This is a genomic window from Aminobacter sp. AP02 (assembly GCF_003148805.1).
GTDB lineage: Bacteria > Pseudomonadota > Alphaproteobacteria > Rhizobiales > Rhizobiaceae > Aminobacter.
Window position 1 is genome coordinate 81,522 of sequence record NZ_QGGX01000014.1, and the last position, 18,304, is coordinate 99,825.

The window sequence follows — 18,304 nt, forward strand, 5'->3', positions numbered from 1 at the left end:
CCCGGGGACGGGATAATTCGTCGACCGACGCCGTCAATGCGCCGCGAGCAATCGCACCTCTACGACCACAGGCAGCAGCCAGCGTCAGGCATGGGATTGCCCTGCCGTACTCGCGCGCCTTGTCTCGAAAGACCCGACGCGCAGATTTGGGAGCGCCGGCGGCCTTCGAATGTAGGAGTGTCAATGCATCCCGATGTCGCCAGGGCGCTAAACACCCATGCGCGAGGGTAGGCACGCGGTTGCGAGGTGCCACGACCTCGCCCAGACCGGCACTTGATCGGGTCATCGAGGGGACGGCGGAATGATATGCGATCGGGCGATCGTCTGCTTCTCCTGCAGTGCGGCAAGAATTTCGCGCGCCAACCGCTCCACGAGATCCCCCCACTCGGCCTTCCGAATTGCACAGATGTGCAACGGCAATTGGTCGACCCTCGAAAGCGCGGCTTCAGCCTCGGCCAGTTCGTCGCACATGTCTCGGAAGTTCTGATCAGTCGCGATCAACTGACGGATTGTCAACTCAAGGCTGGGAAACCGGCGAAGTGCCGCCGACAAAGCTGCCCGCATGCTTTCCGGTACACTATTCATATCTCAATCCGTGGATCACTCATTAAAGGCACGGTGTCTTGTGAAGGCCAGTAACGGCATGTAATTTACCGGTACGATCATGTAACCGGTGAAGAAATGTGACTTAGGTCCGGGCACAGGCAGCTGAGGGAAGTATGGTGATCGGTGCAGAAACTGCCCCCGGCGGGAAAAACGACTTGCCTGTCGAGGACTGTCGTGCCCAGCTTGCGCGCATCCTGAACAGCACGGAATTTGACGCGACCGATCGGGAGCGACGGTTCCTCGGTTACGTCGTTGATGAGACACTGGCTGGGCGCAGCAATCGCATCAAGGCCTATTCGATTGCCGTCGAGGTGTTCGGGCGAGATGCATCTTTCGACCCGCAATCCGACCCGATCGTTCGTATCGAAGCCGGACACCTCCGCCGGGCGATCGAACGATATTGCCTGACTGCTGGCCAGACCGATCCGATACTGATCACCATTCCAAAGGGCGGCTACGTTCCCAATTTTTCCCTGCGTCCGATGCCTTCCCATCCGGTCAAGGAAATGCCGGCAGCCGCGCCTGCCCCCGCGCCATCGCAGCCACGGCGACGAAACTATGTCCATCTTGCCGCGGCGGTCGTGGTGATAGCTGCCGCAGCCATAGCACTGAGCTGGTGGGGATACTGGTCCCGGTCCGCTTCGAACAAGCCGGAGGTGCCACGTTTGCTGGTGGAGTGGTTCGACGACCTGTCCGGCAAGAGCGAATCCTCCGCCCTTGCCCGCGGGCTCACCCAGGAGATCATCAGCCAACTCTCCAAGTTCAAGGACATCGTCGTCGTTCAGGCGCGAGACCCATCTGATCCACCTCACACACGGTATGTACTTGCAGGAAGCGTGGATCTGTCGGCCGAAAAATTCCGTTTTCGAGTCCGCATGCTGAACAGGGCAGACGGCTCGGTGCTTTGGGCGCAGAGCTACGACAACGCAACGACGGTGCCGGATCTTCTCAAGGTGCAGGTCGACGTCGCCCAGAACGTGGCGACGAGCCTGGCCCAGGCCTATGGGGTGATCTTTCAGGCAGACGCACAACTGGCCGTGCCCAACCCTCCAGATGACTGGACCGCATATTCCTGTACGCTTTCCTACTATTCCTATCGTGCCAGCTTCGATGCAGCGGCGCGTCCGGCGGTACGCTCGTGCCTGGAAAAAGCCGTCGAACGCTTTCCCAACTACGCGACGGGCTGGGCGCTTCTTTCGCAGACCTACATCGATGATGCCCGGTTCCAGTATCCGTTCGATCCCAACTGGTCTCCGCGGCTGCTGGATCGCGCCCTCGCAACAGCAAGGCGGGCCGTGGAGTTGGAACCATTCAACATCAGGGGGCTGCAGGCACAGATGTTCGCCCTCTATTTCAAGAAGGAGTTCGATGCCGCGGGCAACGTCGGCAGGCAAGCTCTGGCCCTCAATCCAAACGACACCGAACTCATGGGTGAGTACGGATATAGGTTGGCATTGTCAGGACATTGGAGCGAGGGGTGTCCGCTGGTCGCGGCAGCGCGTGAACGCAGTCCTGGTCCGCTCGCTTATTATGAGGCGGCATTGTCCCTGTGCTCCTATTTCAGAGGCGACTATCAGCAGGCTGCCATGTGGATCAGGAAAGCAAACGTTCCAGAAAATGCGCTCTACCAGGTGATGGCAGCCGCGGTGTTTGCCGAGGGAGGTCTCAAGGCCGACGCCGAACGCTCACGTGCCTGGCTCGTAGAGCACGAACCCGATCTGGTGAAAAACATTCCTGAAGAGGTAGCGCTGAGGTTCGGCCGTCCCGAGGATGTCGATCTTTTCCTTGAGTCGCTGAAGAAAGCAGGTCTCGAATTCCCTGACCAACACATCGCAATCGCGCACTAAAGCCACGCCGATTGCTCAATGGGCTACAGTTATTTAGGTGCTGTCACGTTGTTCGCAAGATGACCGCGGCGCCGTGCTTTTCAGGCAGGTTGTGCGCTTACGGCAGCCCAATCGGCCATGGCCTGACGTCGATGATTTCGAATTTGTGCTGCGGAGCGGTTGGTCTGGGATGGAACGAAGAGGTTTCGGACGGCGGAGAAGATCGACACGAAATGCTGCAGTGAGCCGACCGACCGGAAGCCTTGGCGTGTTCCCTCCCGCTTTCGAAACGGCAAGTGCGAATTTTCGGCCCGGTTATTCAGGCCCTTATGGGAGCGGTGCTCGACTTCTGGCATGACCTGGCGTCTTGCGGCACCGTAGGAGCGCAATTTGTCAGTGATCATGGGCTTCGGCGCCATGCCCTGTTTCTTCAACAGCCGGATCAGCAATCGCTTGGCGGCCTTGGTGTTGCGGCGGGCCTGGACGATTTCGTCGAGCACGTAACCGTCCTGGTCAACCGCTCGCCAAAGCAAGCATTTGCGTCCATTGATACGAACAACAAGCTCGTCGAGGTGCCAGATGTCCGTGGGTAAGGGAGACTTGCGGCGCACACGGCGCGCATAATCGGCACCGTGTGTCCGACACCACCGGCGGATCGTCTCATGGGAGACGGCGACACCGCGATAGAGCATCATTTCCTCGACCTCGCGCAGGCTCACGTTGAACCGGAGGTAAAGCCAGACGGCCCGCGCAACAATCTCGATCGGAAAGCGATGATTTTTTAAGCCGGCATCGTGCTGTTCATGCCACCCAACTACCGCAAGTCCATTGACGAAAAATCAATGGGACAGCACCAGCTGGTGGCCTTCGACACCGGCGTCAACATCTCGCTCGGCCTGCCCATCGACCGCACCTCCGTCGACCACGGCACCGCCTTCGACATTGCCGGAACCGGCAAGGCCAACCACGTCAACATGAACGCGGCGATTGCCTATGCGCGCAAGCTCGCCGGAACGCCTCGGGTGACCGCATGACCAAATTCGCAATCACGGGCGTCTTTTCCGCTGCCGCCACGCCCATCAACGCCGACCTGTCTCCCGACCACGCCCTGCTGGCGAAGCATTGCCAGCGGTTGCTTGACGAGGGCTGTCACGGCGTTGCCCTGCTCGGCACAACGGGCGAGGCCAATTCGTTCTCGCTCGGCGAGCGCAAGGCGATGCTGGAAAGCGTCGTCAAGGCAGGCGTTGCCGCCAACAAGCTGATGCCGGGTACCGGCGTCGCCGCAATCCCCGAAACCATCGAGCTGACCCGCCATGCGCTCTCCGTCGGTATCGACAAGGTCGTCATGCTGCCGCCCTTCTACTACAAGGGCGTCTCCGACGACGGCCTGTTCGACACTTATGCGTGCATCCTCGAAGGCATCGCCGACGACCGGCTGAAGGTCGTACTCTACCACATCCCCCAGGTGTCGGGCATCGCGCTGTCGGTCGAGCTTGTCGGGCGCCTTGTCGAGGCGTTCCCGAAAACCGTCGTCGGTATCAAGGAATCCAAGGGCGAAAGTCGCGCGTCCACGAGACGCCAACTGTTCGAAACAAGGCATCGCAATATTAGCAAAGACAAAATTTACCCACTTTTAACGTGACAGCGGAGTTTCCACGTGCTTGGCGAAATGGGCTGTGGAGTTTTCCGCGAGGGATTTGTAAGCGCTATAGCCGCTGTGTTAGGTTTCTTACGTAGCGTCAGGAGTTGCAGATTTTGCACCGCTTTTGGAGTACGTTGGGGTTTCCGAAAAGCGGGGTGGGGGCCACGGACAACACGTTGACCGGGAGTAACACTTTCCCGGAACTGCTCGCCAATTCTGGCGAGCTGATAACTTTTTATGATCGCAATTACAGGCTTACGCATTCCACAGCGCGGTTCAAGGCTTTGCGCGGACCAACGGTGACAGAGGGTGCCAGCCTGTTCGACCTATATCCCGGTCTTGCGGCGGGTGAGGCGCGGGTAGCGCTTGAACAAGTGCTGGTTGACGGGCAGTCCAATGCTATCAACGTAACCTCCGGCAGCAATCGTGAGGGGATGGTCCTCGTATTTGTGACAGCCGCCGGACTGGGACTCGTAGAATTGACCGACGGTATCGCAATAACCGCGGCTACCAAGGCGGAGCACAGTAAACTGCTTCATCAGGCAACGCATGACGTGCTCACGGGTCTGCAGAACCGGCAGCGTTTCAGCGAGCGGCTTAATGAAATCCTGGCAACGAATGATAACGTGCGTGAACGCTCCGCCTTGCTGCAGATCGATCTTGATGACTTCAAGTCAGTCAACGACACGCTGGGCCACGCTACCGGCGACGCGTTGCTGAAGCTCGCCGCCAATCGGATAAGAAGTGTCTTGCAGGATGGCGATTCGGCCTTTCGCTACGCCGGGGACGAATTCGCGATCGTCCAATATGGAAAGGACGCAAGCGACGCTGAGATCGTGGCGCAAGCGCTCGTTGAATCCTTCAAGGCGCCCTTCATCATAAACGACATGCCGCTCTTTGTCGGTGCCAGTGTCGGCATTGCCTACGGCCCGCAACATGGTGCCGAAAGCAGCGAACTGATGAAGGCAGCCGATATTGCACTCTATGCCGCCAAGCGTGACGGCCGGGGTTGCGTCCGTGTCTTCAACCGTTCGATGCTCTTGCTGCTTGAGCAGAGGGAAAATCTTCGGCGCAACCTGCGTCTTGCATTGGAGCGCAAAGAACTCGACCTTGAGTATCAGCCGCTGGTCCATGCATCAGGCCAAATCGTGGGCTTTGAGGCTCTGGTTCGATGGAACCACTCCGAAATTGGGCTGATTCCGCCCAACGTGTTCATTCCGATTGCCGAAGCCGACGGCCTTATGGACGACATTGGCCGCTGGGTGCTCGAAGAAGCTTGCCGGCAGGCGAAGACCTGGCCGGACACGCTGAGTGTCGCCGTAAACCTTTCTCCCGCACAATTTCTAGGCGGCTCGCTCACCGACACCGTGGCACAAGTAATCGACAGCAGCGGCATACGGGCCGACAGGCTTGAGCTTGAAATCACTGAATCCGTCCTGCTTGAGCAGACTGTCGATAATTTGGACACGCTGAACACGCTCAACGTGCTTGGAATCCGCATTTCCCTCGATGATTTCGGCACTCACTACTCGTCGCTGAGCTACCTCAAGAATTTCCCCTTTGATTCCCTGAAGATAGACCAGTACTTCATTAAGGATCTCGATATAGACGGGAAAAGTCAGACCATTGTCCGGGCAATCATCGGGCTGGCGCACGGCCTCGATATGATGGTAACCGCCGAAGGCGTGGAAACTGCCCGTCAGGCCGAGTGGTTGATCAAGGAAGGTTGCGACTTGCTGCAGGGACATCACCTCGGCAGAGCGATGAGTGCCGAACGGGCGCGGGTTTTCGCCTCTAAAGCGGGAGCATCTCTCAACTTCCGCCAACGTATCAGATGAGTCGGTAGCCTATCCGCAGGGCAGCGCAGAAGTAGAGAGTGACATGCCGCCGAAAACCGCGCACAACAACTTAGCGGAGCTCGACTTCCGCATGATGGTCCAGATCGACATGGAGATGACTACATTTAACTCTAACTGGACCCATTGCGACTACATCTCCACTTATCTCGCGCGCACTGTCAGTCATAACCGTCCTGATTCGGTGTTGTTTGCAAATCTGCTCTCATCCGCGCTAAACGAATTGCTTGAGATCACCTTCAGGACCCGCCACTCGGGTGGGACCTTCGGATGTAGCGTTTCGCGCCGGAACCACGTTGACAGGATCGAACTCACTTTCACGTGCGGCGAGGATGAACGGCGCTCCTTCGAGCATGCGGTGACAAGAATTCAAGCCGGCGCGGTCGAGGCTGGCGCGGTCGAGGCCGACTACATTAGTTCATTGTCACGCGAGGTCGGTCCCGGTCGAGACATGCTGCTGCTCGAACTCGTAGTTAGCTACAAGGCACAAGTGCGCTTTGATACATACGACGACTCGGTCAAGCTCGTGGTCGACCTCCCCCTTGGGGGCCTGACACATTGACCGCAGTTCCTTTCACCAACAGTCCACCTTTCAAAGTGCAGTTCGATTCGAGCAACCAGGAGTTTGCGATTTCCGGCTCGGTACGTCCGAGGTCGGTCGATGAGATTGTACCTAGCCTAACCTTGCTCAGAGAAGCCATCGATAGCGTCAGCGGCGTGTTCTACCTCAATGTTCGCCGCCTTTCGCAGATGAACAACACGGCCTTCCATGCCTTCACGCACCTGCTGGTGGACGCCTGCCAGGCGAGGCCAGATATGAGCTTCGTGGTCATAACCTCAAGCGTTGTCGGCTGGACGACCCAGAAATTCGGCCGGCTGAGCCGGATCGAACCGGCCATTAGGGTCGAGGAATACGACGCCGACTTCTACCCTGGCCAGAGCTTCCTCGAAGAGGGTGGGTTCATCCCCGTTCTACGCACTCAGACCAAGATGACGTGGCGCCATGAGTGCAACATTCTTCCACGCCACGGCATGCGTGAAGGCATCACCATGGCGGACATATGTTGCGGCATTGGCGATTTTGCGGCCCTCGTTCAGAAAGAATTCAAGCCGGCTCGGATCGTCGCCCTTGATCATTCGCGCTCCAGCCTAGCCTATGCCCGGCAGGTGGCAGCCGATTTCAACATCAGGGGCGTTGAATACATCTATGGCGACGCGTCGGAAATGATGTTCGAAGACAACCAGTTCGATCTCGTCACCTGCCGTCACTCACTGCAGATCTTCGACCGGCCAACGCTAATCCTTAGGGAAATGTATAGGATATGCAAGCCCGGCGGACGCGTCTACATCACCAACGAGAAGATCTCACAATGCCTGGGCGAGCCGCACGGGGAATCGATAGAGTGGACATATGACGAGCTCGCGAAGCTGTTTGCCCATTTCAAGATGGACCTGGAAATGGGGCCGAAGAACCGCCACTATCTAATGGATGCCGGTTTCGATGACGTGCGCGCCGAGTCTTTCATGGTCACCAACCTCGACGGCGATCCACAAGATTTTGCAGATGTCATCCAAGCCTGGGAAGACACATTCGCCGGAGAGATGTCCAACAAGCGCGGCGACAGCCCAGAATTTGTGGAACGTTTCCGCAGGGGATTTCAGGACCATATCTTTGCTGCCTTGCATCCCAAAGGCTACGCTGGCTGGCCGGTCTGGGTTGCGTCAGGGCGCAAGCCGTTATGAGCACAGTGGATAACGGCACGTCACGCTTTGGGCTTCGCTCCTTTCGAGCGAAGTTCGTTCTGGTTGTCGGCGGCGCGGTGCTGGTGGACCTGCTGATTAGCGGCGGTCTGGCACTGTGGAACGTCAACCGCCTGTCGAGGGACGCCACCCAGCAGGTCGGTCTGGGCTTGACCAAGGCGACCGGCGAATATCTAAACAATTACATTGAGACGACAGCGGAGCGGACCGATCTGCTGATCGATCGTGTCCACACTGAAGTCGACATTCTGGCTGGCTCAACGCAGGCGTTGATAGACCATCCCCAAGTTCAGTCGGCGGTGGGCGAAGCGATCAAGCGCGATCAGTCTTTCACGACCCGGCTTACCTACAATCCATCCAGTGACTGGTGGCAGAACGAAGCCGGCGAGTCTTCAGCCGTCACCGTCTGGGGGTATCTGCTCAATGCGACTCGAAACCTTCCGCCTGACGTCGAGAGGATAGTCCGTGATAGCACGGCATTTAACATCTTCGGCCCCGCCGTTCAGAGTACCGGAACCCGCAAACTGCAGGTCTATTTCATCGGGCCCAAGAGCGCGCCGATCCTGCGCTCGACGCCATACACCAACCAGGGTGTTACGTTCGACCGCGTTTATCCCGGCCACAATGACACCAACTGGTGGGACTTTTTCTTCCCACAGCTATACGAGGATTGGCAGGCTTGGCTGAAGGATCCCGGCAGCAAGCCAGTCGACGAGGAGATCACAACGCTTTCGCCGTATAAGGATGGCGTCACGGGCAAGATAATCGTCAGTTTCTTTCGGCCGGTCTGGAACAAGGAGCGGACCGACCTCGCCGGCGTCGTAGGCGCCGATCTGACGCTCGACCAGATGGCAGACATCGTCCAGAGCGTAAGGATCGCCGAAACTGGCTTTGCCTTCCTCTCCATGTCCAATGGCAATGTCCTTGCTGTCACCCCGGAGGGCGAGAAGACACTCGGCATTGGTAATTCGAGTCCGTCGGTGTTCGACCGATCCCTTAGAAGAAGCACACAGTCAGCCATCTCTGCGCTTCCGCTCGATCAAAACGATGACGGCGTCATCCAGACCATTTCGCTCGACAACAATGGGGAGAAATTGAACTACATCGTCGTGCTGAAAAAGCTGCGGCCAACAAACATGTGGAGTGCGGGGCCGATCATCAAGGAGACGATGACCGTCGGTATCGTGGTTCCCGAGAGCGAAATCTATGCAACGTTGATTGCCGCTCAGGAGAGCATCTCTCAGGCAACTAACCGCATTTTGCTCTATCAGCTGGCAGCGATCGGTGTTGCGCTGATGATCGTCTTTGCTGCAGTGTTCGGCCTATCTAAGCGCATCACGGCGGGCCTCAGTGCACTGGCCGCCGCTGCGCGCAAGCTGCAATCCAAGGACTATACTGTCCGTGTCGACATTCCCACAAAAGATGAGGTCGGCGAGCTCGGGGTGGCCTTCAACCGCATGGCGGAGGAGATCAGCTACCATACTGAAAACCTAGAGCAACTCGTTGAGGACCGCACCCAAGATCTCGAAAACGCCAACCAGAAGATCTCGTCGCTCAACGAAAAGCTGCGCAGCGAGAACGTCCGCCTCGGCGCCGAACTGGACGTTGCGCGCCAGATTCAACTGATGGTCTTGCCCAAGGATCGCGAATTGGCGACAATCCCAGGCGTCGAGATCGCAGCCTACATGCGGCCTGCCGACGAGGTCGGCGGTGACTATTACGATGTGCTGCTCGACGGGCAAAAGCTCAAGGTCGGCATCGGTGACGTCACCGGTCACGGCTTGGAAAGCGGCGTTTTGATGCTGATGGTCCAATCGGTAGCCCGTGCGCTGCAGGAAACAGGCGAGGACGATCCCCTGCAGTTTCTCGATCGGCTTAACCGAGCGATCTTCAAGAACCTAGAGCGCACTAATTCCGACAAGCACCTTTCGCTCGCCTTCCTCGACTATGAAAACGGGAAGCTGACACTTTCTGGTCAGCACGAGGAGGTCGTGGTGGTGCGCGCCGAAGGCGTCGAGCGCATCGACACGATCGACCTTGGATTTCCAATCGGGTTGGAAAAGGACATCTCGCCTTTTGTCGCGACTCGCAACGTAGCTTTTGCGACCGGCGATGTGGTGGTGCTCCATACCGACGGCGTGACTGAGGCGGAAGGCGCAAAGGGCGACCTTTTTGGCCTGGATCGCCTTGTCGAAAGCGCTCGCCAGCGCCATGGAGCGAGTGCTGAAGAGATAAAGGACGGAATTGTGGCGGATCTGATGGCTCATATTGGCACTAGCAAGATCCACGATGACATCACACTCGTAGTCATGAGGCACAGGTAACGTCATGGTCTCGCTATATGGTCCGACCGAGATTACCATCGGCATGAACAAAAGCGTCAGCCGCGTGAAGCTGTTCGATGGCCCGCTCGATCTGAGATGGCATCACTGCGCCACGACCTCGGACTTCATTGCAGATCTGTTCGCGCTGCCGTTCAATGTTTCCCGCAGCGATTATCGCGAGGTACGACATAGCATCGGCTATCTCGTCAATGAGCTGATCGAAAATGCCATTAAATTCCGCGAGCCAGGCGAGATTCTGGTCGAAGCGGCGATGGATAGTGATAACTTTAGGGTTAAGGTGGCCAACGTGATCAGCACCGAGGCCGCTGCCAAATTCCAAGCTCTGCTCACCGAGATCACCGTAGGCGATCCTGGCGACCTGCTTATCCAGCGCATCGAGGTCAACGCCGCCGACCCGGAAGCCTCCGGGTCTGGCCTTGGATTGCTGACGTTGATGAGCGACTATGGTGCCCGCTTGGCTTGGAAATTTAGTCCGGTCGACGACGGCAGGCGCGTGCATGTCGAGACCTTCGCCACACTTCCTGTCAAACAGTCGCAGCAGTGAGAGAATGAGCCAAATTAGCGAAATCAAGACGGACGAATACCGGGTTTGGGCCGAGGCCAGCTTGATCCATTTCGACGGCACGATGCGGCTGTCAGGCACCGATGCCTACGCGCCGATCATGGCTCTGATGAACGGAGTTTTGGCGGGATCTCCTGAAACTATCACGATCGAACTTACCGATCTCGAATTCCTCAACTCCTCGGGCATCAACCTGCTGGCGAAGTTTACCATTGAGGTGCGAAAGCATCCGAACGTCGCGCTTGTCGTACGTGGTAGTTCCCAGATCCCGTGGCAGAACAAATCCCTGCCGAATCTTAGGAAACTGCATCCAGCTATCTCTCTGCAGATCGACTGATGCGTGCAGCCGAATGAGGAACATTTCCGCTGCACTTCGTTGAACCTGAGGATGGCGCAGTGCTCATCCGGTTGCTGAATCTCGGTCCCGGCGCTGTTCGATGGAGGCGGCGAGGAAGGGCGCGAGGCGTGTGCCTTTGCGGTCGCAACGCGGAACGGAAAGTGTGAACAGCCGGAATGGGCGCATTCCTCTTTTATTTTGAGGCTTGAAGGCCATCAGCGTATAGGTGTGAGCCAGCCTTCGCTCTATACAATGCAAACTCTACGGCCCGAGCGACACGGATCAGGCAGCCGGCGGCCTTACAGCCAAACCTAACCAGGCCCGATCCGGCTCTATCGCTCGTGCTGTTGCCACCCTGCTGCCGCCGTTCGGAAAATCCGGATCCCGCTGGATGGCTTCCTTCCGTCCCCGATTCTCTGCCAGTCAGGCCATGTCACGTTGTTTCACCGGAGCCAAACGAGGCGTTTGCCAGTTAACTTACCCAATTGCACCAGGCACGGCTTGCATGTTGCATCGCTCATTGATTCGATAGTGCGAACTGTGCAGTACATTCACTTGACGTAAGATGGTTCACGGTTCACGTGTTTGGATCATGAAGTAACCGGAACATAGTCGGGCGCTGGCGCTGCCAGGGGTGCTTTCCATCCGTCCCGAAGACGGGTTTGCGACAGAACCCGTGACAGCACGATCAAATCTGCAACTGTTGCAAGATTTCCCCCAGATGATTGACCTGGTTCATCACCGACAATGCCGTTCGCGTCGGGGCGAGCATGCCAGCGGCGGCAGCAGCCCTGACGTCGCTCGGCGAGCATCCGAACTCGTTGCGGAACGCCCGACTGAAGGTGGCGGCCTCCGAAAAGCATAGCCGGTCGGCGATCTGCTCAATGCTGCGCGCCAGAGCCGGATCAGCTAGTTCCTTGTAGGCGGCGAGCAGCCGCTGGCGTTGGATGTACCGGGTCACGCCGTGCATTGGTTCGAACAGGGCGTAGAGTCTGGAGCGCGACACCCCCAACCACCGACAGATCGTTTCAGGCCCGAGATTCGGCGAGCAGAGTTGCCGATGGATCAACTGCCGCGCCTTTTCGAGCATCGTCGCCTCGATTTGCCGCTGCGCCTCGGCGATACGATCGGATGTTGGCGCGAGACAGGCGGTGACCATCGCCCGCATTGCCTCGACGTAATTGGGCACATCGTCTTCCGAGATGGTCAACAGCCGCCGTTCGAACGAAATCAGGAAGTCGGCAAGCAGGCCGCCCATGCCCGTCGGCCCCACGGTGCCAGAGTGCGCATCAAGCACGCCCGCAATCGGGCGCAACAGGTCACGAGGGATATAGACCGTCGACACACTGGAATCGGTCGCCGCCCCAACATAGGGGCGGTCCAGGGAGCGGAAGTGCACCTGGCGCGGTAGTGCGCCTGGGCCTTGCGATGCATGCATGGCACTTTCGGGCAGCACTAGACACCAGTGGTCGAGCGGATCTTTGCGGATGTGCCTCCACGTGCGTGGCACCGGCCTCCCCGGCATGCGTGCCGACGTGAAAGCCAGGCTGCCGAGGCTCCACACCTTCTGTTCAAAGACGAAACCCTGCCCCGCTTCTGCGCTTGGCGAGGTATCGATCACTGAGGAGTGAAACGTACGCCAGGCTTCGAACTGATCTTGGGTTGGCAAATCTCGGGTGTCGAAACGCAAGATTGGAACAAGCCCCGGTGTAACCTCATCACGAACGTGGCCGTGGTCGCAATCGGCGACCGATGTGTCATCGAATTCTCGATCGGCCGCTCTCTTCAACTCTGGCTTGCCCCCGTAGCCAGAACAGTCGTCCCCGCCAGCGGCGGTGAGCTACGAAGTCCTGCCTCATTGCATCTCCTGTCAGTTTCCCGCCAAGATTGCAACATTCGGTGCTGTTACGTTTTTCAATGGACTGGTTATAGTTGGCGTACGTGAGCAGCTACCCCAGCCTACAGCAACCGCCGCCTTTCGTTCGAGACGATGAGCCGCGCGATATGGCTCTTCTTTGGTGCGATCTCAGTTGCCGTTATGCAGCGAAAATTGTGCTTGAGCGGGGTGTACCCTCTGAGAAAATCCGCCGGCGGTGCAGCAGGTTCTGTTGCAACGGCCGGATGAGGACGCAGAGAGGTCCGATACGAGGATAATCACGCGGCAAGAATTCCGAAATGCTCGGCCAGGGATGGATTCGGATTGAAGGCGTATCTCGCCTGCCGCTTGCGCATCATGTGGATCATTTCGATGCCGTCGGTTGAAACGCTCCAGCAATAGCGGTGCGAAACGAACGGTCCAGCGGTGAATGGTCGTGTGGTCGACGGCAATGCCCCGCTCGGCCATCATCTCTTCAAGATCACGCAGGCTGAGATTGTAGGCCAGGTACCAGCGCACGCAAAGCAGGATCACTGATTGGTCGAACTGGCGGCCTTGAACATCTTGCCCGCCGAAAAAATGTCGAAGGGGTCTTGCCATAGCGCCGGCAAGCAAAACGTTGCAACAGAACCTGCAAGACCTTCTTGAAGACGGAGACAAGAAGGGATGATTAGATCGCCCAGCGCATCGGGCGCGCCGACACCATCGGCTCGGTCCTGCAAGGTTTCGCCAAACCGGCAAAGACCTTCCCGTGGCACTGTAGAGGACACCTTCCACATGATCGCGGTAACGGTGGTGCAGGCGCAGGCTCGCTAAGCCTTCACTCCTCTCCGCCCTGAGGATATGAAATGATCGACAGGAACCGGATCGGCAGCTTTGCCAGTTGCTCGGGGCCGTGTGGCGTGTCGGCTTCGAAGAACAGGCTGTCGCCAGGCGCCATGTGATAGAGAGTCGAGCCGTGGCGATAGGTGATCTCGCCCTCAAGCAGATAGAGAAACTCCATTCCCGCGTGCTGGAATAACGGGAATGTGTCGGTATGGCTGGTCAGGGTGATGAGGTAGGGCTCGACCGAGACCGTGCTGGATGACGAACCGATGTAGCCGAGAAGGTTGTAGTGATGACCGGCGCGCGTGCCGCGCCGCTCGACCTCGACACCCGTTCCCGCCCGAACGAAGACCGCGCTGCGCTCTTCTTCGAAGCTTCTGAGCAGGGCGGTCATTGGTACTCCGAGCGCCTGGGACAAAGCCTGCAACGTGGTCAGCGATGCTGAGATGACACCGTTTTCGATCTTCGACATCATCCCGACCGAGATGTTTGCGGCACCAGCAAGCTCGGTTGCGGTCATGCCGTGACGCTTGCGGCAAGCTCGTACCTCGCGCCCGATAGCAGCTTGCAGTTCGTTCTCGCCGGGCGCCCGGACTGCGTGCGGATCCTGTTGCAAGGCAACCGGCGCGGCCGTCCTGGCGAGCGCCGCTCCTCCTCGCGCCGGCAAGCCTGCGGCGCAAGCTGGACGCATGAGAACTGGACTGCTCATCCTGGCACCTCGTTGCTGTTGAGCTTGCATCAGTTGCCCCCTGGGTGGGTCGTTGAAAATGCCGGCCTCAAACGAGGCCAGTCACCACGCCTATGCCGGTGATCGCGGCCAGCGCACCCAGCGAGCGCACAGCCACTGCCCCGCGTGCGCCGGCCTTGCCGTCGAGAGCCAGGCCGAAGCCAAGTCCGGCCGCATGCAACATCGCCGTCGCCAGCACAAAACCGGCCCCATAGGCCAGACCGCTGGCGCTCTCGGGCATCTCGGCACCGTGGGCATAACCATGGAAGATCGCAAAGAAGCCGACCAGCGCCATGGCAGCGGCCGCCCCGGCCCGCAGATTGAAAGCGACAACGCCGCCGAAAACGACGATCGACAAGCCGATGCCGAGTTCGACGAAAGGTAGGGCGATGCCGGCAAGGCCGAGCGCGCCACCCAGGACCATGACGGACACGAAACTTGCCGGGACCAGCCAGCGGGCCCGGCCGCCAAGCTGGGCGGCGAAGAGGCCGACCATCACCATGGCGAGCACATGGTCGAGGCCGCCGAGCGGGTGGGCAAATCCGTGGGTGAAGCCTTCGACGTGACCGAGGCCGGTATGCGCGCTGGCGAGTCCGGGCACCAGTGCGAAGGCTGCCAGCGCTGCTGTTCTTGCGAGAAATCTGGTGTTCATGGTCTGCTTCCTTTCATCGGCTATGAGTCAGATATCGGGCTGTCATTTGCGCCTTAGGGCGGGTTGCTGGCCGAAGGCTGCTGCAACGGCGAGTATGAACAGGCTTTCGGCGATACCGCGCGCGGCGATCGCGTCTGCTGCCAGGCAACGCACGCCCCAGCCGGCGCCATTGGGGAGCGCCGTGATGCCGGTAACCTGGCGGCCAGGCCCACCAAGGCTTGCAAGCTCATCTATCGTCGGGAGCCGGTTAGGCGCGCCCACGAGCAAATAGCTGGACACGACCTTCCAAATACCGATGGGCGAAGCGGGGCCCGCAAGGTCCGCTCCAGTGATGTCGAGATTGTCGCGCACCAGCAGCCGCTCGTTGGCGTCGCGAATGTCGACTTTCGCCTTCAGGCACTCGAACGGCCGGCCGCGACCTTCGGGGTCGTGCAAGGCGAAGGCGTCGGACAACAGCAGCACCGCGCCTGGCGCGAGCCTGGCTTGAGTGATGTTCGAGCATGCGGCGCCGGGAAACAGCACCAGCGGATCGGGGGTCAATGCCAGGAACGCTCCCTCCTGCAGAACGATCTCGGTCGTCTGGTGAGCCGGCTGGCCATGGCAGTCGTGAACGACAGTGGCCGCCTGGGTGGTGACGTGGCCGGCAGCGCCCTCCCCCACGTCGAAGCGGCTCGAGAGCCGGTCGTCGCGATAGAGCCCGCCTGATGAAGACTGCTGGTAGACGGTGAGCAAGGACGAGATGGCGGCATCGAGTGCAAACGGCCGCGTCATATGAAACGGGTAGGAGACGTATTGGCGCCCGATATGCGTGCGCGCGCCGTGACGGGACAGCGCCAATTCGAAGCGGCCGCTTCGCGCCCCGGTCTGGCGCGTCTGTACCGGAGCGCGAAATACCGGCGGTTGGGGCCAATGGCTCGTCATCTGAACAACACGTCCGAGACGATGCGGTCAGCGATCGCGTCGACCCCTTCATTGCTGCGGCAATTGGTGAGGGCCATCGGCCGACCGGCGCGCGCGGTGGCGGCCTGCGCTGCCATCGCCGCGAGATCGACACCGACGTAAGGTGCGAGGTCGGTCTTGTTGACGACCAGCAGGTCGCATTTGAGCACGCCTGGGCCATTCTTGCGCGGAATGTCGTCGCCGCCGGCGACGTCGATGACGAACATCCACCAGTCGACGAGATCGAGCGAAAAGGTCGAGGCGAGGTTGTCGCCGCCGCTCTCGATCAGGATCAACTCGACATCCGGAAACAACGCCTCGAGATCGTCGGCGGCGGCGATGTTGAGGGTGGGATCCTCGCGAATGACGGTGTGCGGGCAAGCACCCGCCTCAACGGCGGCGACGCGCGCCGGATCGATCAGCCCCGAGCGGCGGATGCGCTCTGCATCCTCTGCGGTGACGAGGTCGTTGGTGACGATCGCCAGCGACACGCCGCGCGCCGCAAAGGCCGGGATCAGCCGTTCGATCAACGCGGTCTTGCCGGAGCCGACGGGACCGCCGATGCCGATGCGAGCGGCGCCGACACGCGACGGCGAAGGAGAATGGGTAGACGTCCTGGTGTCCATAGTGTCACCTCAGCATGTAGCGTTGGGTCAGCGGCAGTTCGTAAGCCGGCTCGCAGGTGGCAAGTTCGCCGTCGACGAAGACGTCGAAGGTCTGCGGATCGACCCGAATGTTGGGACAGGCATCGTTGTGCAGCATGTCCTTCTTCGACAGCGCGCGATTGCCGCGCGACGGCAGCAAGGCCTTCTTGAGATCAAGCGTGCCGGCAAGGCCGCGGTCGATCGCCAGCGGATTGACGAAGCAGGCCGAAAGCGCCTGCTTGGCCCGGCCGAAAGCTCCCCATTGCGGGCGCAGGAGCAGCGGCTCGCAGGTCATCAGCGAAGCGGCACTGTCGCCCATCGCACCCCAGGCGATGAAGCCGCCCTTGATCACCAGTTCCGGCTTGATACCGAAGAAGGCGGGCCGCCAGATGACGATGTCGGCCATCTTGCCGTCCTCGAGCGAACCAACGTGTTCGGCAATGCCAAACGTGCGCGCAGCGTTGATGGTGTATTTGGCGACGTAGCGCTTGATGCGCTCATTGTCGCCGAAGCGCGTCGTCTCCTCCGGCAGGCGTCCGCGCTGCTTCTTCATCTTGTCGGCCAACTGCCAGGTGCGGCAGATCACCTCGTTGATGCGGCCCATGCCCTGGCTGTCGGAGCCGAGCATCGAGATCGCGCCGATGTCATGCAGGATGTCCTCGGCCGCGATGGTCTGGGCGCGGATGCGGCTTTCGGCAAAAGCGACGTCCTCGGGGATCGCCGGGTTGAGATGGTGGCACACCATCGTCATGTCGAGATGTTCGTCGAAGGTGTTGATCGTGTAGGGATTGGTGGGGTTGGTCGAGGACGGCAGGCACCACGGCACGCCGGCGACGCTGATGATGTCGGGCGCGTGACCGCCGCCGGCACCCTCGGTATGGTACATGTGGATGGTGCGGCCGTTGATGGCGGCGAGCGTATCCTCAAGAAAGCCGGACTCGTTCAGCGTGTCGGTATGGATCTGGACCGGAAAATCGAGCTCATCGGCCACGGTCAGGCATGTGTCGATCGAGGCCGGCATCGTGCCCCAATCCTCGTGCAGCTTGAGGCCGAGGCAGCCCGTCTCGATCTGCTCCACGAGCGAAGCAGGGCGGTGCGAGTTGCCGCGGCCGAGAAAACCGAAGTTGATCGGCCAGTGCTCGGCCGCCTGCAGCATCTTGCCGACATTGAACGGCCCGCCGCAGTCGATGCCGACGGTGATCGGGCCCAGCGAGCCGCCGAGCATGGTGGTGATGCCGGAGGCGATGGCATGATCGCAGAGTTGTGCGCTGTCGAAGTGAACGTGCACGTCGAGCGCTCCAGCAGTTGCGATCAGTCCCTCGCAGTCGCGCACGGTGGTCGCCGCAGAGACGATGAGGCGCGGATCGACGCCGTCCATGGTGGCCGGATTGCCGGCCTTGCCGATACCAACGATCTTGCCGTCGCGGATGCCGAGATCGCCCTTGACGATGCCTATGACGGCATCGATCACGGTGACGTTGCAGAGCAGGAAGTCGAGCGCGCCCTCGACGCTGGTGACGCCGGCAGCGAGGCCTGCGCCATCGCGCAGCGTCTTGCCGCCGCCATGCAGGCATTCGTCGCCATAGACAGCGAAATCCTTCTCGACGACGGCAACCAGCGAGGTGTCGCCGAGACGGAAGCCGTCACCGGTGGTCGGGCCGTACATTGCCGCATAGTCGCGGCGTGACAGGGTTGCCATGGTCGTT

At 59.8% G+C, this 18,304-nt stretch carries 15 protein-coding genes and 3 pseudogenes; 9 read left to right on the top strand and 9 right to left on the bottom strand.

Translation table 11 applies throughout. From position 1 onward, the window contains the following. Nucleotides 1–282: 282 nt before the first annotated feature. Nucleotides 283–585 carry a hypothetical protein gene (locus C8K44_RS18325; protein WP_109577219.1) on the bottom strand — a complete coding sequence of 101 codons (303 nt, stop codon included), beginning with the start codon at nucleotides 583–585 and terminating at the stop codon, nucleotides 283–285. Between the two features lie 134 nt (nucleotides 586–719). Here C8K44_RS18325 and C8K44_RS18330 point away from each other — a divergent pair, with 134 nt between their 5' ends. After that, nucleotides 720–2,453, top strand: a complete 1,734-nt coding sequence (locus C8K44_RS18330) for a hypothetical protein (RefSeq protein ID WP_109577220.1) — start codon at nucleotides 720–722, stop codon at nucleotides 2,451–2,453. 80 nt (nucleotides 2,454–2,533) lie between these two features. Here C8K44_RS18330 and C8K44_RS18335 read toward each other — a convergent pair. Continuing rightward, nucleotides 2,534–3,265 (bottom strand): annotated as a pseudogene (locus tag C8K44_RS18335) (IS6 family transposase); the annotation flags it as partial. Between the two features lie 21 nt (nucleotides 3,266–3,286). On the opposite strand from C8K44_RS18335, the pseudogene C8K44_RS18340 reads away from it, so the two are divergent. From C8K44_RS18340 to C8K44_RS18375, 8 genes and pseudogenes are all read left to right on the top strand, one after another. Next, nucleotides 3,287–3,466: pseudogene (locus tag C8K44_RS18340) on the top strand (4-hydroxythreonine-4-phosphate dehydrogenase PdxA); the annotation flags it as partial. Next, complete coding sequence (locus tag C8K44_RS18345) at nucleotides 3,463–4,074, top strand: dihydrodipicolinate synthase family protein (RefSeq protein ID WP_281063003.1); 612 nt, start codon at nucleotides 3,463–3,465, stop codon at nucleotides 4,072–4,074. The pseudogene C8K44_RS18340 and the gene C8K44_RS18345, both read left to right, overlap by 4 nt. Before the next feature lie 176 nt (nucleotides 4,075–4,250). Next, the gene (locus C8K44_RS18350) at nucleotides 4,251–5,912 is read left to right on the top strand and encodes an EAL domain-containing protein (protein WP_245417530.1); all 1,662 of its coding nucleotides are present in this window, start codon (nucleotides 4,251–4,253) and stop codon (nucleotides 5,910–5,912) included. A gap of 43 nt (nucleotides 5,913–5,955) precedes the next feature. Next, the gene (locus C8K44_RS18355; protein ID WP_109577222.1) at nucleotides 5,956–6,492 is read left to right on the top strand and encodes a ubiquinone biosynthesis methyltransferase UbiE; all 537 of its coding nucleotides are present in this window, start codon (nucleotides 5,956–5,958) and stop codon (nucleotides 6,490–6,492) included. Continuing rightward, entirely contained in the window at nucleotides 6,489–7,673 is a 1,185-nt protein-coding gene (locus C8K44_RS18360; RefSeq protein WP_109577223.1) for a class I SAM-dependent methyltransferase, read from the top strand. Before C8K44_RS18355 ends, C8K44_RS18360 begins: the two co-directional genes overlap by 4 nt. Continuing rightward, entirely contained in the window at nucleotides 7,670–10,015 is a 2,346-nt protein-coding gene (locus C8K44_RS18365; protein ID WP_109577224.1) for a SpoIIE family protein phosphatase, read from the top strand. The genes C8K44_RS18360 and C8K44_RS18365 overlap by 4 nt, the downstream gene beginning before the upstream one ends. Nucleotides 10,016–10,019: 4 nt before the next feature. Further along, the gene (locus C8K44_RS18370) at nucleotides 10,020–10,580 is read left to right on the top strand and encodes an ATP-binding protein (RefSeq protein ID WP_109577225.1); all 561 of its coding nucleotides are present in this window, start codon (nucleotides 10,020–10,022) and stop codon (nucleotides 10,578–10,580) included. Between the two features lie 4 nt (nucleotides 10,581–10,584). Continuing rightward, nucleotides 10,585–10,935: a hypothetical protein gene (locus C8K44_RS18375; protein ID WP_109577226.1), complete on the top strand. Its 351-nt coding sequence runs from the start codon at nucleotides 10,585–10,587 to the stop codon at nucleotides 10,933–10,935. A 688-nt stretch (nucleotides 10,936–11,623) separates the two neighbouring features. Here C8K44_RS18375 and C8K44_RS18380 read toward each other — a convergent pair. From C8K44_RS18380 to ureC, 7 genes and pseudogenes are all read right to left on the bottom strand, one after another. Continuing rightward, on the bottom strand, nucleotides 11,624–12,724 hold the full coding sequence (locus C8K44_RS18380; RefSeq protein ID WP_109577227.1) for a helix-turn-helix domain-containing protein: 1,101 nt from the start codon (nucleotides 12,722–12,724) through the stop codon (nucleotides 11,624–11,626). A gap of 462 nt (nucleotides 12,725–13,186) precedes the next feature. Next, nucleotides 13,187–13,411: pseudogene (locus tag C8K44_RS18385) on the bottom strand (hypothetical protein); the annotation flags it as partial. A 220-nt stretch (nucleotides 13,412–13,631) separates the two neighbouring features. Beyond that, complete coding sequence (locus C8K44_RS18390) at nucleotides 13,632–14,345, bottom strand: XRE family transcriptional regulator (RefSeq protein WP_109577228.1); 714 nt, start codon at nucleotides 14,343–14,345, stop codon at nucleotides 13,632–13,634. Between the two features lie 67 nt (nucleotides 14,346–14,412). Then, nucleotides 14,413–15,015: a HupE/UreJ family protein gene (locus C8K44_RS18395; RefSeq protein WP_109577229.1), complete on the bottom strand. Its 603-nt coding sequence runs from the start codon at nucleotides 15,013–15,015 to the stop codon at nucleotides 14,413–14,415. Between the two features lie 42 nt (nucleotides 15,016–15,057). Further along, nucleotides 15,058–15,936 carry an urease accessory protein UreD gene (locus C8K44_RS18400; protein ID WP_109577230.1) on the bottom strand — a complete coding sequence of 293 codons (879 nt, stop codon included), beginning with the start codon at nucleotides 15,934–15,936 and terminating at the stop codon, nucleotides 15,058–15,060. Then, the gene (gene ureG, locus C8K44_RS18405; RefSeq protein WP_109577231.1) at nucleotides 15,933–16,580 is read right to left on the bottom strand and encodes an urease accessory protein UreG; all 648 of its coding nucleotides are present in this window, start codon (nucleotides 16,578–16,580) and stop codon (nucleotides 15,933–15,935) included. Before ureG ends, C8K44_RS18400 begins: the two co-directional genes overlap by 4 nt. A 4-nt stretch (nucleotides 16,581–16,584) precedes the next feature. Beyond that, nucleotides 16,585–18,297: an urease subunit alpha gene (gene ureC / locus C8K44_RS18410; protein ID WP_109577232.1), complete on the bottom strand. Its 1,713-nt coding sequence runs from the start codon at nucleotides 18,295–18,297 to the stop codon at nucleotides 16,585–16,587. Nucleotides 18,298–18,304 lie beyond the last annotated feature (7 nt).

Bases quoted from the DNA above. Each gene is read 5' to 3' on its own strand.
- C8K44_RS18325 (WP_109577219.1), bottom strand. From the start codon at position 585: ATGAATAGTGTACCGGAAAGCATGCGGGCAGCTTTGTCGGCGGCACTT.
- C8K44_RS18330 (WP_109577220.1), top strand. From the start codon at position 720: ATGGTGATCGGTGCAGAAACTGCCCCCGGCGGGAAAAACGACTTGCCT.
- C8K44_RS18345 (WP_281063003.1), top strand. From the start codon at position 3,463: ATGACCAAATTCGCAATCACGGGCGTCTTTTCCGCTGCCGCCACGCCC.
- C8K44_RS18355 (WP_109577222.1), top strand. From the start codon at position 5,956: ATGCCGCCGAAAACCGCGCACAACAACTTAGCGGAGCTCGACTTCCGC.
- C8K44_RS18365 (WP_109577224.1), top strand. From the start codon at position 7,670: ATGAGCACAGTGGATAACGGCACGTCACGCTTTGGGCTTCGCTCCTTT.
- C8K44_RS18370 (WP_109577225.1), top strand. From the start codon at position 10,020: ATGGTCTCGCTATATGGTCCGACCGAGATTACCATCGGCATGAACAAA.
- C8K44_RS18375 (WP_109577226.1), top strand. From the start codon at position 10,585: ATGAGCCAAATTAGCGAAATCAAGACGGACGAATACCGGGTTTGGGCC.
- C8K44_RS18390 (WP_109577228.1), bottom strand. From the start codon at position 14,345: ATGAGCAGTCCAGTTCTCATGCGTCCAGCTTGCGCCGCAGGCTTGCCG.
- C8K44_RS18395 (WP_109577229.1), bottom strand. From the start codon at position 15,015: ATGAACACCAGATTTCTCGCAAGAACAGCAGCGCTGGCAGCCTTCGCA.
- C8K44_RS18400 (WP_109577230.1), bottom strand. From the start codon at position 15,936: ATGACGAGCCATTGGCCCCAACCGCCGGTATTTCGCGCTCCGGTACAG.
- ureG (WP_109577231.1), bottom strand. From the start codon at position 16,580: ATGGACACCAGGACGTCTACCCATTCTCCTTCGCCGTCGCGTGTCGGC.
- ureC (WP_109577232.1), bottom strand. From the start codon at position 18,297: ATGGCAACCCTGTCACGCCGCGACTATGCGGCAATGTACGGCCCGACC.